General features: G+C 68.9%; 11 protein-coding genes. 7 read left to right on the forward strand and 4 right to left on the reverse strand.

Features of this window, described 5'->3' with window-relative positions:
• Positions 1–42 precede the first annotated feature (42 nt).
• Both IP91_RS06560 and IP91_RS06565 read right to left on the reverse strand, forming a co-directional pair.
• Positions 43–1,212 (reverse strand): acyltransferase family protein, encoded by a 1,170-nt coding sequence (locus IP91_RS06560; RefSeq protein ID WP_145647900.1) that lies wholly within the window; start codon positions 1,210–1,212, stop codon positions 43–45.
• A 144-nt stretch (positions 1,213–1,356) separates the two neighbouring features.
• Complete coding sequence (locus IP91_RS06565; protein WP_229473948.1) at positions 1,357–2,280, reverse strand: sulfurtransferase; 924 nt, start codon at positions 2,278–2,280, stop codon at positions 1,357–1,359.
• A 274-nt stretch (positions 2,281–2,554) separates the two neighbouring features.
• Here IP91_RS06565 and IP91_RS06570 point away from each other — a divergent pair, with 274 nt between their 5' ends.
• The 4 genes from IP91_RS06570 to IP91_RS06585 all read left to right on the forward strand — a co-directional run bounded on the left by IP91_RS06570 (position 2,555) and on the right by IP91_RS06585 (position 8,279).
• Positions 2,555–5,569, forward strand: a complete 3,015-nt coding sequence (locus tag IP91_RS06570) for a reprolysin-like metallopeptidase (RefSeq protein ID WP_199754500.1) — start codon at positions 2,555–2,557, stop codon at positions 5,567–5,569.
• Positions 5,570–5,663: 94 nt separating this feature from the next.
• Entirely contained in the window at positions 5,664–6,233 is a 570-nt protein-coding gene (locus IP91_RS26395) for a cohesin domain-containing protein (protein ID WP_145647901.1), read from the forward strand.
• Positions 6,234–6,416: 183 nt separating this feature from the next.
• The gene (locus IP91_RS06580) at positions 6,417–7,607 is read left to right on the forward strand and encodes a DesA family fatty acid desaturase (protein ID WP_145647902.1); all 1,191 of its coding nucleotides are present in this window, start codon (positions 6,417–6,419) and stop codon (positions 7,605–7,607) included.
• Positions 7,608–7,685: 78 nt separating this feature from the next.
• Complete coding sequence (locus IP91_RS06585) at positions 7,686–8,279, forward strand: IMPACT family protein (RefSeq protein ID WP_145647903.1); 594 nt, start codon at positions 7,686–7,688, stop codon at positions 8,277–8,279.
• A 6-nt stretch (positions 8,280–8,285) separates the two neighbouring features.
• On the opposite strand, the gene IP91_RS06590 is transcribed toward IP91_RS06585, so the two are convergent.
• Together IP91_RS06590 and IP91_RS06595 are read right to left on the reverse strand one after the other, a co-directional pair.
• Entirely contained in the window at positions 8,286–10,232 is a 1,947-nt protein-coding gene (locus tag IP91_RS06590) for a helicase-related protein (protein WP_145648062.1), read from the reverse strand.
• 89 nt (positions 10,233–10,321) lie between these two features.
• On the reverse strand, positions 10,322–11,539 hold the full coding sequence (locus IP91_RS06595) for an MFS transporter (RefSeq protein ID WP_145647904.1): 1,218 nt from the start codon (positions 11,537–11,539) through the stop codon (positions 10,322–10,324).
• Between the two features lie 279 nt (positions 11,540–11,818).
• Between IP91_RS06595 and IP91_RS06600 the strand changes: the two genes are divergently transcribed.
• From IP91_RS06600 to IP91_RS06610, 3 genes are read left to right on the forward strand one after another with little or no spacing between them, the layout of a single operon-like run.
• Positions 11,819–12,238: a hypothetical protein gene (locus IP91_RS06600; RefSeq protein WP_145647905.1), complete on the forward strand. Its 420-nt coding sequence runs from the start codon at positions 11,819–11,821 to the stop codon at positions 12,236–12,238.
• Entirely contained in the window at positions 12,239–13,708 is a 1,470-nt protein-coding gene (locus IP91_RS06605; protein ID WP_145647906.1) for a DUF7125 family protein, read from the forward strand.
• A 1-nt stretch (position 13,709) separates the two neighbouring features.
• Positions 13,710–15,032, forward strand: coding sequence for a hybrid sensor histidine kinase/response regulator (locus tag IP91_RS06610; RefSeq protein WP_145647907.1), 1,323 nt, complete (start codon positions 13,710–13,712; stop codon positions 15,030–15,032).
• The last annotated feature ends 28 nt before the right edge of the window (positions 15,033–15,060 follow it).

Raw genomic sequence — 15,060 nt, forward strand, 5'->3', positions numbered from 1 at the left:
ATGTTGGCGGTGGCGTAGCAAAGGATCGTGTGATCGCCCCAATTACCCCGGCCGTCGCTCCCCCGCCTGGGCAAACTGCCGGAACGGCCGCTCGGCCAGCACCGGCCGCATGATGACCAGCTCGCCCAGGAAGCGCACCGCGCGGCCCAGCGGCAGCTCCACCCAGTGATGGAACACGGCGCCGGCCGCGAGGCTGGACGCCCACGCCACCAGCATGCCCAGCGCCTGCCAGCCCGGCTCCAGCGGCATGAAGCGCGTGAAGGCGGCGTTCACCAGCAGCGACACGGCAAAGTGGATCAGGAACACCGAGTAGGAAATCTGGCCCAGGCGGTTGACGATGCTCCAGCCGCGCCCCGTCGATGTGGTGCGCACGCGGCCGAACAGGAACAGCACGCAGGCCACGGCCAGCGCCAGCGCGATGCGGCTGCGGAACTCGACCGTCAGCGCCACCAGCGCGGGCACCAGCGTCATCACCGCCAGCAGCACGACGGCGCCCGGCTTGCGGCGCGGATCGCTGGCCCACCAGGCCATCAGGCCCAGGCCGTAGCTGCCGAAGAAGTACGGCGCCCAGTCGTCCCAGTCGCCATCGAGGTTGTAGTACAGCAGGGAGACGGCGATGCCGCCGGCCGTCGCCAGCGGCATCAGCCAGGCGGGGCGGCGGCTGCCGGCCATCTGGCCCGTCAGCCACAGCGCCAGCACGATCACGCCATACAGCTGGAAATCGATGGCCACGTACCAGGCGCCCGCCGACACGGATTCGTAGCCGAGCACGCCATGCAGCAGCAGGGCATGGGCGATCAGCTGGCCTGGCGTGGCCGGCGGGGAAATCGAATCGTGGACCATCCAGTCGCTCGCCCAGGCGGAGGCGACGACGGCACACAGCGTGGCGGCCAGGAACGGCGGCACCAGCTTGGCATAGCGCTTCCAGATGGCGCGCAGCGGATCGGCCAATCCCGGCAAGCCGTCCGGGGACAGCGACTTGGCGACGAGGAAGCCGCCGATGACGAGGAACACCTGCACGGCAATGCGCGCGGAATCGCCCAGCCAGTCGACCAGTTCGGGAAACAAAGGGCGGGCGCGGTCGGCCATCGGCCCGTAGAACGCCAGGTGATGCAGAACGATCAGTTGCGCGGCACCGGCCTTCAACAGGTTGATCAAGCCAAACTGTGCCGGAACTGCCGTGCCTGCCGTCGATAATGCGCCTGCCTTCATTGCCACCTCTGCCGCCATGTGAAACGTTTGCAAAGCCATCCGTGCTCCCGGGAGCGAATGATGTCTTTGTCAACAATTCGACATGATAGCCGAGCTCGGCAAATGTTGCGTTGCGCTACCGTGCGCGCAGCGACCCGAGGACGCTCACGCGACGCGGCAGGCGGTGCCCGCGCCGCCGTCCGCGCTCCACTCCAGCCAGCCGCCGTCATACACGCAGATGTTTTCGAAACCCATCAGCCAGGCATAGAAAAACGCCAGCGAGGCGCGCCAGCCGGTGCCGCAATAGAATGCGATCCGCCGCGACGGCACGATGCCGGCCTGGCCCCAGAACGCGGCGATGTCGGCGGCCGGGCGCATGGTGCCGTCCGCTTCCTGGTAGGCGCTCATGCTGTTGATGTCGCCATCCTCGCCGGCCCTGCCCCAGCGCGCGCCCGGGATGTCGCCCCGCGCGGCGATATAGCTGTAGCCCGAGATCCTGCCGAGGAATTCCGCCTCGCTGCGGATGCTGGCCAGCACGCCGCCCGGCTGCGCCAGCAGGGCGCGCGCGGCGCCGATGCCGATCAGGTAGTCGGGACGGGACGGGAACGCGGCACCGAAGCCGGTGGCGGGCATCGCGGCCCGGCCAGCGCCACCCTCGCAGGGCAAGCCGCCGGCCTGCCACGCCCCGAAGCCGCCATCGACCAGCCGCACGTCGGCGACCCCGGCATACAGCAGCAGGTGCGCGCAGCGCGCCGCGGCGAGCTGGTTGCGGCCATACAGGATCACCGTGCTGTCGTGGCGGATGCCGCGTGCCAGCAGCAGCGCCAGCAGCGCGTCGTCCGCCACCTTGTTCCACAGCGGCGGCGCCTCGACTTCCGCCGTGTCGAGGTAGGCCGCACCGGGAATGTGCCCCGCCACGAACCCGGCACGCTCGCCGCAGCCCGCCTCGATCAGCAGCCAGCCGGAAGCCGGCGCCGCGCCCACCGCTTCGCCCGCCAGCACGGCAGCCAGCCAGCCGGGCGCGACGAGCTGGCGCCAGCGCGGCAGGTCCGTGCGGAAGCCGGCATGCCGGCGCGATGGGGTGCTCACGAATGGTCGGTGTTGAAAGGGTGGGCTGGGATTGTAGCCGTGCCCGGCCGCAACGGGAAGTTGACATGGGCCTTACAGACCGTAACTTTTTCTTGAAGAGCCACTTTACAACAGTCAAAAAATTAAACTTGAGTCAACTCTTCCACGGGCATAGCATGGTTGAGCTTCATTATAAAAATTACACGACGAAAGCGCCGCCGAAAGCGCCGTCACTGCCAAGGAACGTTCGATACCACCCACCGAAGCGTAGACAACCGAAGCGAAAGGACATCGCATGAGACTGAAGCCGAGACCGAACCAGTGGAGCACGCCCGACCGGGGCCAGCTGCAGCGCAAGCACCCAGGCGTTCCCGCCACCCTGGCCCTCTGTATTTCCCTGGCATTGTCCGGCGCCGCGCCCGCCGCGCAGGCCGCCAAAGCCGAGGTGGCGCCCGTCTCGAACGTGCGCGCCGCACCGTACTGGCAGGACGTGGCCGCGCGCACCGATGCCTTGGCCGCGGGCACCGGCAAGAAGGCCGCGCTGCAGCTGCGCCGCTACCATGGCGCCACGCTCGACCGGAGCGGCATGAAGGCGCTGACGGCCGGCGCGCCGCAGGAACGCACCACCAGTCCCGCGGCCAGCACGCTGACGATCTCCCTGCCCCACCCGGACGGCGGCTACCAGCGCTTCACGCTCGTGGAGTCGCCCATCATGGAAGCGGGCCTGGCGGCAAAACACCCCGGCATCAAGACCTACCGCGGCAAGGGCATCGACGATCCTGCGGCCACGCTGCGCATGGACATCACCCAGCTGGGCCTGCATGCATCGGTGCGCTCGCCGAACGGCGGCTGGTATGTCGATCCCTACTACCGCCTCGATGACAGCCTGTACGCCAGCTACCACAGCCATGACCTGGTCAACCAGCACGGCCCGCTGGTGGAAGGCGCGCTGGGCGACGCGCAGCTGACGCTGTCGCGCGGCTTCTACAAGGAAGGCGACAATCTCGAGGTGCGCGGCCTGAACTTCACGCCGGGCGCCAGCGTGCGCATCACCGTGCGGAGCGAAGGCGACAGCACGGCGCTGCAGAGCGCCAATGCCACGGCCGACGCCAACGGCGTCGTTACGCTCACGCTGCCGAATGCGACCGCCGGTACCGGCGCCTTCGAAGTCGTGGCCACCGATGGCCGCAGCGAAAGCGCCGTGTCCTACCACGTGGTGGACACCGACAGCGCCGCCAATGCCGCCGTGGGCACGCAGCTGCGCACCTACCGGCTGGCGCTCGTCACCGATCCTTCCTACGCCACCTATTTCGGCGGCGCCGCCAACGTGACGGCGGCCAAGGTCTCGCTGATCAACCGCGTCAGCCAGATCTACGAGGACGAAACGTCGATCCGGCTGGTGCTGATCGATGCGACCGATGCGCTGAACCTCGACACGGCGGCGCAGATGACGGGCACCAACGGGCCATGCGGCGGCGCGGCCTGCTTCACGCAGGCCCAGGCATCGAGCTGCACCAGCAGTTCGCTGACGCGCAACCGCATCGTCACGGGCCTGCTGGCCGGCGCCGGCAACTTCGACGTGGGCCACCTGGCACTGGGCGTGAACGGCGGCGGCGTGGCCAGCCTGGGCGTCGTCGGCGGCAACAGCAAGTCGCAGGGCTGCACGGGCATCCCCACGCCGGAAGGCGATTTCTACGCCGTCGACTACGTGGCGCACGAGCTCGGCCACCAGTTCTCCGGCAACCACACCTTCAACGGCGTGAACTCCAATTGCAGCGGCGGCAACCGCAACGAGGAAACCTCGGTGGAACCGGGCAGCGGCTCGTCCATCATGGCCTATGCCGGCATCTGTGGCACGGACAACCTGCAGCCGCACAGCGATCCGTACTGGTCGCAGCGCAGCTTCGACGAGATCGTCACCTACACGTCCGGCGCGGAAGCCACGGTGAACGAGGTGCAGGTGGCCGTGCTGCGCGGCTTCGCGACGGCCGGCGCGCAGTTCCAGGTAAGCTGGAACGGCAGCCTGTCCACGCCGATCGTGCGCGGCACCAGCTACACGACGGCCGGCGTGCGTGCCGCCATCCAGGCGATACCGGGCTGGCCGGCGGGTGCCACGGCGAGCGTCAGCGCGCTCACCGACACCGGCTTCACCGTCACGTTCGGCGGCAGCCTGGCCGGCACCAACGTGCCGTCGCTGCAGGTCGTCAACCTGAGCGGCGGCGCGACCGGCTACGTGGGCGAGGTCGCGGTGGGCGGCCCGACCACGCGGCGCGGCGCCATCAGCAGCTCCGGCAACAGCGCGCCGCTGGTCAGTGCGCCGGCCGGCTACACGATCCCGGTTCGCACGCCGTTCGCACTGACGGGCAGCGCCACGGACGCCGATGGCGATGCGGTCACCTACCTGTGGGAGCAGAACGACATCGGCGAACGCAACGGCACGGGCCTGGTCAGCAACATCAAGACCAACGGGCCGCTGTTCAGCCAGTTCGGCAAGCGCGCCGTGGTCAGTGCGACCGATACGCTGCAATACAACTCGCCCGGCGAGAACCACGTGACCACCGATCCGACCCGCGTGTTCCCGGATATCGACCAGATCCTGGCGAACAACACCAACGCGCTGACCGGCGCCTGCCCGACGCCCGCCGCCACGCCGACGGCCACGGATATCGAGTGCTTTGCCGAGTTCCTGCCGACGGCCGCCTACCTGGGCCGGGTGGGCGCGAATGCCAATCCGCCGTCGCTGAACTTCCGGCTGACGGCGCGCGACGGCCAGGGCGGCGTCAGCAGCGCCGACACGCAGCTCGTGCTGGCACCGGCCGCCGGCCCGTTCCTCGTCACGTCGCCCAATACGGCCGTCACGCTGGAAGCGGGCTCGACGCAGACCGTCACCTGGAGCGTGGCCAATACGGACGTGGCGCCGGTGAGCACCGCCAACGTGGCGATCACGCTGTCGGTCGATGGCGGCCATACCTGGCCGTACACGCTGGCCGAAAGCACGCCGAACGACGGCAGCGCCGCGGTGCGCCTGCCGGTCATTACGTCCAGCACGGCGCGCATCAAGGTGGCGGCGGTCGACAACGTGTTCTTCGACGTGTCGAATGCCAACCTGACGATCCGCCTGACGGGCGACATCAACGGTGATAGCGCCGTAAACTGTGGCGACCTTGCCGTGGTGAAGGCGTCGTTGGGCAAGGCAACCGGCCAGGCGGGCTTCGATGCGCGCGCCGACGTGGTCACGGACGGCATCATCAATGTTCGCGACCTGACCTACGTGGCGCAACGCGTGCCGGCCGGGACGGTCTGCAACTGAAGCACCGTAACGCAACAGCAATAGCCAGGTGCGGCCACCGCAACGGTGGCCGCCCTTCCCTTCACACTGCCCACAAGGCAACAAGGAGAATCAGATGAATGGATGGAAAAAAGTCCTCGGCGCCGCACTGCTGAGCGCCGCGGCATGGCAGGCCCAGGCGGCCACGCTGGGCACCTCGGCCAGCCCGAACCCGGCACTGCCCGGCCAGGTGGTCGAGCTGGACGTGACGATCGGCGATGTCAGCGAGCTGTTTGGCTACCAGTTCTCGCTCACCTTCGATGCATCGCTGCTGCGCGTCACCAGCGTGACGGAAGGCAGCTTCCTCGGTGGTGCTGGCGCCACCTACGGCTTCACGGGCGATGTCGACAATGCGGCGGGCCGCATCGGCTACGTCACCAACACGCTGATCGGGCCGTTCCCCGGCGCCTCGGGCAGCGGCAGCCTGCTGCACGTCACGTTCGAAACGCTGGCGTCCGGCACGTCCGCGCTGGGCTTCTCGGACGTGCTGTTCATCGGCAGCGGCGACGTGGATATCCCCATCACCGTTGCCAGCAGCCCCATCACGGTCTCGGCCGTGCCGGAACCGGCCACCTATGCGATGCTGGGCGTGGGCCTGCTCGGCGTGGCGGCGCTGCGCCGCCGCCAGATCGCCGCGCGCACCTGAGGTCCGGCCGAGGGCTGCCCGAGGGCGGCCTGAGGACCATCCGAAGGCCGCCTGAACCACCGGCCGGGCCACCCGTGGCCCGGCTTGTCATCGGCCAAGCAGCGGCCCCGGCTTGCCGCGCCGCCATCGACGCGCGCCGCGAATGCGGCTATGCTGAAGCACCGCGCAACCGGAGCGATCAGCATGGACCTTCCTGCCTTTCTCGCCTTCCTGTCCCACGGCCTGCTCGACTGGCGCCCCTGGGCCGTCGTCGCCGGCACCCTGGCCCTGACGCATGTCACCATCGCCACCGTCACCATCTTCCTGCACCGCTGCCAGGCGCACCGCGCCCTCACGCTGCATCCCGCGGCCAGCCACTTCTTCCGCTTCTGGCTGTGGCTGACGACGGGCATGGTCACGCGCGAATGGGTGGCCGTGCACCGCAAGCACCATGCCCGCTGCGAACTGCCGGGCGATCCGCACAGCCCGGCCGTGTTCGGCATCCGCCGCGTGCTGTGGCAGGGAGCCGAGCTCTACCGTGATGAGGCAGGTAACGCGGAGACGGTCGCGCAGTTCGGCACGGGCACGCCGGACGACTGGGTCGAGCGCAATGTTTACTCCCGTTTCGTCTGGCAGGGCCTGGGCCTGATGCTGATCCTCGACGTGCTGCTGTTCGGCGTGCTGGGCCTTACCGTGTGGGCCGTGCAGATGCTGTGGATTCCCGTCACGGCGGCCGGCGTCATCAATGGCCTGGGCCACTGGTGGGGCTACCGCAATTTCGACGGTCCCCATGCGGCCACCAATCTCGGCCCGCTCGGCCTGCTGATCGGCGGCGAGGAGCTGCACAACAACCACCACACCTACCCCACCTCGGCGAAGCTGTCGGCGCGCTGGTTCGAGTTCGACGTGGGCTGGCTGTACATCCGCCTGCTGCAGGCCTGCCGGCTGGCGCACGTGACGCGGCTGGCACCCACGCCGCGCCTGGACGCCTCCCGCTCGCTCGACCTGGCCACGCTGCAGGCGGTCATCGCCAACCGCCACGAGGTGATGGCCCGCTATGCGCGCATGCTGCGCCGTTCGTTCCGGGAGGAGGCGAAGCGCGAGCATGCGATCGCCTTCGACAAGCCCTTCCTGGCCCACGTCGCCCGGCTGCTGCGGCGCGATCCGGCCCTGGTGACGGGCGACCAGGCCGCCTCGCTGGCGCTGTTCCTGGACCAGCGCAGCGTGCTGCACCGCATGCAGCAGCTGCGTGCCGAGCTCACCGAACTGTGGCAGCGCAAGCATGCCGCGCCCGAGGAACTGCTGGCCCATCTGCGGCAGTGGTGCGAACAGGCGGAGCGGTCCGGCATCGGCCGGCTGCGCGACTTCGCCCTGCGCCTGCGCAGCTATGCCTGATGCGGCAATGCCCGGCCCTAGCTGGCCGGGCCGGTGCTGCCGGGTACAATCCCCGCTTCACCGCACGTTTCGCCATCCATGCCGCACACCCTCGCCGCCCCCTGCTCCGCCGAACTGATCATCAAGAAAAGCCGCTTCATCGCCTGCGTGCAGCCGATGACGGACCGCGCTGCCGCCCAGGCCGTCGTGGCGCGCCTGAAGGCGGAACACCCCGGTGCAGCCCACGTGTGCTGGGCGCTGCTGGCCGGCGGGCAGTCGGCCGCCGTCGATGATGGCGAACCGAGCGGCACGGCGGGCCGGCCGATGCTGGACGTGCTGCGCCACCAGGACCTGGAGGGTGTACTGGCCACCGTGGTGCGCTATTTCGGCGGCGTGAAGCTGGGCGCCGGCGGCCTGGTACGCGCCTACACGGACGGCGTGGCGCAGGCGCTGCTGGGCGCGGAGCGCGTGGCCATCGTCAGGCTGCGCGCACTGCGCTGTGTGGTGCCGTATGCGCTGGAAGGCCTGCTGCGCCGCGAACTCGATGCGGCTGGTGCGGAGCTGCTGCAGGTCGCGCATGGGGATGACGTGACGTTCGACTTCAGCCTGGCCGAGACGGCTGCCGCGGGCCTGGTGGTCCGGCTGAACGAAGCAGGCCACGGCCGCATCGCCTGGCCGGACGACGCATCGTAGAAAAAATCAGCGCCGCCGGTGGTGCCGCCGCCGCGCGTTGGTGTTCTGGTCCTGCAGCATCGAATCGACCCGCTCGGAAGCCTGCCGCGACAGCTCCTGCGCCAGTTCGATGTCGGGGAAATAGTCGGGGAGCCGGTAGCCCAGCCAGGCGTAGGCGGAATACTTGCGGCAGACGTCTTCCACCTCCTGCAGCGTCATGTGGAACAGCGCCTGGTCGTCCGGCCGCAGGTGCGTGATGCGCTTCTTCGACAGGCCCACGCACCAGTGCTCCCACGCGTGCTGCAGCGACACCACCTTGGTCGACACGGGCACCAGCGACAGCGCGAACTTTTCCGCCACCGTCAGCGGCAGCGTGTCGAGCCAGGTGGCGCGGTCCATCTGGTCTTCCGTGATGCGCGGGTAGAAGAAGCCGTCCGGCACGTCGATGTTGTGGATGAAGCGTTTCAGCAGCCGGGCCAGCGAGGTTTCGCGCGTGACGGCGGCGATGCGGTGCAGGTGCTCCAGCGTGGGGGCCACCGCGAAGCCGGTCGTGTTCAGCGGCACCGGCTTTTCCTTCAGCAGCGAACGCATGACTTCGTGGCTCTCGCCATCGAAGCCCGCCACCAGGCCTTCCTCGTGGATGCCGTAGCGCCCGGCCCGGCCGGCGATCTGGCGCGCCAGCGGGGCCGGGATCTCTTCCTCCTCGTAGCCGTTGAACTTGACGGTGCTCGTCATCACGATGCGCTGGATCGGCATGTTCAGGCCCATCGCGATGGCATCGGTGCCCACCACGATGTCGGCCGCGCCGTCACGAAAACGCTGCGCCTGCGCGCGCCGCACTTCCGGCGACAGGTTGCCGTACACGGTGGCCACCGAGTGGCCCATCTCGGCCACCATGTCGCGCCACATCAGCACGTCGCGCCGCGAGAAGGCGATCAGCGCATCGCCGGGCCGCAGGTTCTGCACCTTGCGCACCGGGCCGGACTCCATTGCCAGCGGGCCCTTGCGCTTCAGGACATGCACTTCCAGCGGGCACTCCAGCCGCTCGGCCAGCGCCTCGATGGCGCGCCGCGCTTCCGGGGCCCCCACGAGGTAGACGGTGCGGGCCGGCGCGCCGCACACGGCAGCCGTCCACGCAGCGCCACGGTCGCGGTCGGCCAGCATCTGGATCTCGTCGATCACGGCCACGTCGACGGCCGTGCGCGAATCGAGCATCTCCACCGTGCTGGCCACGTGGGTGGCGCCTTCGGCCAGGCGGCGCTCCTCGCCCGTGACGAGGCTCACCGCCAGCGGCTTGCCGTGCTGCGTGACCTCCAGCAGCCGCTCGTAGTTCTCCAGCGCCAGCAGGCGCAGCGGGGCCAGGTAGACGCCGCTGGGCGCTTTCGCCAGCGCTTCCATCGCCTTGTGGGTCTTGCCGGAATTGGTGGGGCCCAGCAGCGCAATGAACTTGCGGGGCATGCGGCGCGCCACCTCGAACGAGGCGGGATATTCGGCCAGGCTGATGCTCTGCCGCGTGCGTTCGGCATGCTGTTCCTCGCGCTGGCGTTCGACGGCGTGGCCGAGGCGCTGGCGGATGCGGTCGAACACGGCGCCGGCCGGTTCCGACGTCTGCACGTCGGCCAGGGAATGGAGAAAATCCATGGGCGCCAGGCCGAATTCCTCGCACTCGGCCGCCATCTCGCGCACGAACGCCAGCGTGTGGTCGTGCAGCTCGCGCAGCGCGCGGTCGGTGGAACGTTCCGTGATCAGGGCGGCGCGCGCCTCGCGGTCCAGCTTGCGCCATTTGGACGGCTTGGCCAGGACGCCCTGGGACGGCACCAGCGCATACGGCACGTGCAGGCCGGCCGCATCGACGCTGCCGTCGAAGCGCAGGAACACGCGGCCCTCCAGCTTCACCAGCGCGATCCCGCGCCGCGGCAGGTCCAGGTCCAGGCTCAGTTGCTCGTCGTCGTCGAAAGGCGTGTCGGTGGTCATGGTGGCGGCAGGGGTCGAACGGGCCACGAGTATAGCCCTTCAGGCATGGCCGGCGCAGCACGTCAGAAGCCGCGCCGGCGCGCGGCGGGTCAGGCGGTGGCGGCTGCCCGTGCCACGTCGTTGCGCTCGACCGCCAGCGAGATCGCCAGCACCACGATGCCGCCCAGCGCCAGGACGGCACCTACTGGGCCCGTCGATTCCAGGCCCAGGCCGCCGGCGATGGCCATGCCGCCGGCCCAGGCGCCCAGCGCGTTGGCGATATTGAAGGCCGAGTGGTTCAGCGCCGCCGAGACGGTCTGCGCATCGCCGGCCACGTCCATCAGGCGGGTCTGCACGGCCGGCACCACGGCGATGCCGGTGCCGATCAGGAACAGGTTCAGGCCGGCCAGCCACAGGTTCGAGCTGGTCCAGGCAAAGGCTGTCAGCACCAGCGCATTCCACACCAGCACGCCGAAGATGGTGGCCGTGCGGTTGCGGTCGGCCATCCAGCCGCCCACCAGGCTGCCGAGCGTCATGCCCACGCCGATCAGGCCGAGCAGGAAGGAAATCTGTACCGGCGAGGCGTGGGTGATCTGCTGCAGCGTCGGCGTCACGTAGGTGTACATCGAGAACATGCCGCCGAAGCCGATCGCCACCATCAGCAGGGTCAGCCAGACCTGCAGGCGGCGGAACACGGACAGTTCGCCGCGGATGCTGGCATTGCCGGCCGGGATGAACGGCAGGCAGATCATCACCATCGTCACCGTGATCAGGGCCAGGGCACCGACGATGACGAACAGCGAGCGCCAGCCCAGCATCGCGCCCAGCCAGGTGGCCAGGGGCACGCCGAAGATATTGGCGATCGTCAGGCCCAGCATCACGCGGCCCACGGCCTGGGCGCGCTTGTCGGGCGTGACGAGGCCGGCGGCCACCAGTGCCGCGACACCGAAATAGGCGCCGTGCGGAATGCCGGCGATGAAGCGCGCCACGATCAGCAGGCCGGCCGTCGGCGCGAACGCGCCCAGCAGGTTGCCCACGGCGTACATCAGCATCAGGCACATCAGCATCATGCGGCGCGGCATGCGTGCCATGAAGATGGTGATCAGCGGCGCGCCGATCACCACGCCCAGCGCATAGGCACTGATCATGTGGCCCATCTGCGGCAGCGTGGTGCCCAGGTCATTGGCCACCAGCGGCAGGATGCTCATCGAGGCGAATTCGCCGGTGCCGATGGCAAGACCGCCGAGGCCGAGGGCCACTTCGGCCATGCCGGCGCCGCGGGGCGCCACGATGGTGGGGATGTTGGAATCGGGAAGTGCTGCTTGCATGGGGACGGGAGGGGGCGTGAAAAATGAAGCCGGGCAGGATAGCATGGGCCGCGCAATCGTGCTGGAGGCCGCCTGACAGGCTGCTTTGCATGCCTGCGTGCAATCGTCCGTTGTGTTATCCACCTAACAATGCGACGATGCCGCTACGGTGCCGCGGACCGGGGCAAACTACAATTTTGCCGTGATCGGCAGCATTGACCGATTGCCCATGCCTCACCGTTATAATGGCAAGCTCGCAGCGGCAACTGGCCGCTCAAACTTACACCCTGATCAGGATGCATGGATAACAAAGACGACAAGCGCCGACAGCTGATACACGCGATGCTCGCGCAGCCCGGCGACCCGGACGACGCCGAGGGCCATCTGCGCCCATGGCGTGCGCTGGCCGTACATCTGATTCCGCTGATCGGCGATAGCGGGTTCGGGGCGCTGTACGGCCGCACGGGCCGCCTGCTCGCGCCGCAGTTCGGCTGGCTCTCGCCACGGCCGTCCACCCAGACGCTGGATGCCCTTTTCCAAACCTTGAAAGAAGACCTCGCCGGCGCGGATCCGGCCCAGGCGGCGCTCGCCAACGAGGCGCTGCTGGGCACGTTTACGCGACTACTTTCCGACCTGATCGGCGCTGCGCTGACCACGAGGCTGATCGACACTGCGTGGAACGACGCGCGGACACAAGAAAATGCAGGGGAGCAGAAGTAAATGAGCGACAAAGTAAGATTGGGAATGCTGGAGACCGGCGTGCCGGGACTGGACACCCTGCTCGGCGGCGGTCTGGGCGAGTATTCGTTCAACCTGATCGCCGGGCCGCCGGGCAGCGGCAAGACGACGCTGGCGCACCAGATCATGTTCGCCCTGGCCACCGCGCAGCGCCGTGCGCTGTTCTTCACCGTGCTGGGCGAGCCGCCGCTGAAGATGCTGCGCTACCAGCAGCAGTACACCTTCTTCGAGCTGGACAAGGTCGGCAGCGCGATCCGCTACGTGAACCTGGCCGACGACCTGCGCAACGGCGATTTTTCCGGCGTGCTGGAACGCATCATGCGCGAGGTGGAGGACTTCGAGCCGAGCCTCGTGTTCGTCGATTCGTTCCGCTCGGTGGTGCAGACGGCCCGCAACGGCAGCGAGGGCGTGGCCGACCTGCAGCACTTCATCCAGGAGCTGGGCACGCGCATGACGAGCTGGCAGGCCACCACCTTCCTGATCGGCGAATACGCCCACATCGAGGTGGAAGCCAACCCGATCATGACGGTGGCCGATGGCGTGCTGGCGCTGGCCCAGTCGCAGCAGGACAACACGATCGTGCGCAAGATCCGCGTCGTCAAGATGCGCGGCCAGGCCCATATGGCCGGCATGCACACCTTCCGCATCGGCGACGACGGGGTGCGCATCTTCCCCCGCCTGCTGCCGCCGCTGGCGGCGGACCGCCTGCCCGGCGTGCCCGTGGACACCGAACCGCGCCGCATCCCGAGCGGTGTGCCCACGCTGGACGTGCTGCTGCATGGCGGCATCCCGCAGGGCCATTCGCTCCTGGTCACCGGCCCCTCCGGCTCGGGCAAGACGATCCTCGGCACGCAGTTCCTGGCCGAAGGCGTGCGCCAGGGCGAAAAAGGCGTGGCCGCCACCTTTGAAAAAGGCACGTCGCGGCTGCGCAATGCGGCGCTGGCGGGCATGGTGCAGGCCGGCCACGTGGCCATCATCGAGAGCCGTTCGCTGGACCTGACGACCGACGAGCTGCTGCACGAACTGGTGCAGACCATCATCGCGACGGATGCCAAGCGCGTGGTCATCGATTCGCTGTCGGAGGTGCTGCTGTACCTGGCCCCCGAGTTCCGCGCCGAGTTCCGCCAGACCGTGTTCCGCATGCTGTCCTCGCTGGCCAAGCTGGGCGTGACGGTCGTCGTCACGATGGGCATCGAGGACCGCTTCACGGAGCTCACGTTCTCCGAAGCGGAGATCGCCTTCCTGACCGACGGCATCATCGCCACCCGCTATGTCGAGATGGACGGCGAGCTGGCCAAGGTGATCGCCGTGGTCAAGCTGCGCGGCTGCGCGCACAGCCATGCGCTGCGCCGCTTCCACATCACGGACAACGGCATCGAGATCGACGACACGCGCGTGCGCTTCGACGGCATCCTGTCCGGCCATCCTTCCGCGCACCGCGCCGGCAGCTAGGATGACGGACCTGGGGCATCTCCAGCAGGGCACACCCGGCGATCTTTCCGGCGGCGAGCCGAACGACGTGGCCGGCCTGCGCGCGCTGCTGCAGCGGGCCCGCGCCGAGAACGACCAGCTGCGCGAAGCCAATTCGCACCTGGTGCGCGCCACCGTGATGGCGCAGACGCTGCAGGACGAGGCGGAAGCGGCCAACCTGCGCCAGAAGGAGTTCCTGGCCATGCTGGCCCACGAGCTGCGCAATCCGCTGGCGCCGATCAGCATGGCGGCGGCGATGCTGGAGCGCATGCCGGACATGTCGCCCGACACCGTCACGCTGCGCAGCATCATCACGCGCCAGACGGAACACATGGCGCGCCTGCTGGACGACCTGCTGGACGCGGCGCGCATCTCCAGCGGCCGCATCACGCTGGCGCTGGCGCCGGTGCTGCTGTCGGACGTGATCGAACAGGCCGTCGAGACGGTGCAGCCGCGCATCGCCGAACGGGCCCAGCGCCTGGTGGTGCAGCCCGGCGCAGAGGCGTTCTCGCTGAACGGCGACCGCGTGCGCCTGATGCAGGTGTTCTCCAACCTGCTCGCCAATGCTTCCAAATACACACCCGACGGCGGCGAGATCGTGCTTGCCGTGCTGCCGCCGCAGGCCGGCAGCCGTGGCAACGGCGGCGAGAACGTCCAGGTCACGATCAGCGACGACGGCACCGGCATGGATGCCCATGTGCTGCCGCATATCTTCGACCTGTTCACCCAGGGTCCCCGCTCGCTGGCCCGCTCCGAGGGCGGCCTGGGCGTGGGCCTGAACGTGGTGCGCAACCTGGTGCAGATGCATGGCGGCGCCGTGCACGCCCACAGCGACGGCCCGGGCCGCGGCAGCCGCTTCACCGTCACGCTGCCACTGGGCGATACGCTGCCCGCGGCGCCCGAGGCACCCGCTGCAGCCGTGGCGCACGAGGAATGCCGCGTGCTGCTGATCGAGGACAACGTGGACGTGTGCGACACGCTGAAGGGCTTCCTGATGCTCGACGAGCACGAGGTGACGGCCGCCTACGATGGCCTGAGCGGCCTGGCGCTGGCCCAGGAAGGCGGCTTCGACGTGCTGATCTGCGATATCGGCCTGCCCGGCATCGACGGCCTGGAAGTGATCCGCCGCCTGCGTGCGGGCGGCAGCAAGGTGTTCGCCGTGGGCCTGTCCGGCTATGGCCAGGCGCAGGACCGCACCAATGCGCTGGAAGCGGGTTTCGACGACTATCTTGTGAAGCCCGTCAAGCCGGAGAGCCTGCTGGCACTGATCTCCTCCGAAGCCTGCCGCAGCCGGCGCGCCGGCTGACGCACCCGGCCGTAGCCGGCGTCCCCAA

Source organism: Pseudoduganella lurida (genome assembly GCF_007830455.1).
Lineage (GTDB): Bacteria > Pseudomonadota > Gammaproteobacteria > Burkholderiales > Burkholderiaceae_D > Rugamonas > Rugamonas lurida.

Excerpts from the sequence above, each read along its gene's own strand:
- IP91_RS06560 (WP_145647900.1), bottom strand. The coding sequence starts at position 1,212 with ATGAAGGCAGGCGCATTATCGACGGCAGGCACGGCAGTTCCGGCACAG.
- IP91_RS06570 (WP_199754500.1), top strand. The coding sequence starts at position 2,555 with ATGAGACTGAAGCCGAGACCGAACCAGTGGAGCACGCCCGACCGGGGC.
- IP91_RS26395 (WP_145647901.1), top strand. The coding sequence starts at position 5,664 with ATGAATGGATGGAAAAAAGTCCTCGGCGCCGCACTGCTGAGCGCCGCG.
- IP91_RS06580 (WP_145647902.1), top strand. The coding sequence starts at position 6,417 with ATGGACCTTCCTGCCTTTCTCGCCTTCCTGTCCCACGGCCTGCTCGAC.
- IP91_RS06585 (WP_145647903.1), top strand. The coding sequence starts at position 7,686 with ATGCCGCACACCCTCGCCGCCCCCTGCTCCGCCGAACTGATCATCAAG.
- IP91_RS06590 (WP_145648062.1), bottom strand. The coding sequence starts at position 10,232 with ATGACCACCGACACGCCTTTCGACGACGACGAGCAACTGAGCCTGGAC.
- IP91_RS06595 (WP_145647904.1), bottom strand. The coding sequence starts at position 11,539 with ATGCAAGCAGCACTTCCCGATTCCAACATCCCCACCATCGTGGCGCCC.
- IP91_RS06600 (WP_145647905.1), top strand. The coding sequence starts at position 11,819 with ATGGATAACAAAGACGACAAGCGCCGACAGCTGATACACGCGATGCTC.
- IP91_RS06605 (WP_145647906.1), top strand. The coding sequence starts at position 12,239 with ATGAGCGACAAAGTAAGATTGGGAATGCTGGAGACCGGCGTGCCGGGA.
- IP91_RS06610 (WP_145647907.1), top strand. The coding sequence starts at position 13,710 with ATGACGGACCTGGGGCATCTCCAGCAGGGCACACCCGGCGATCTTTCC.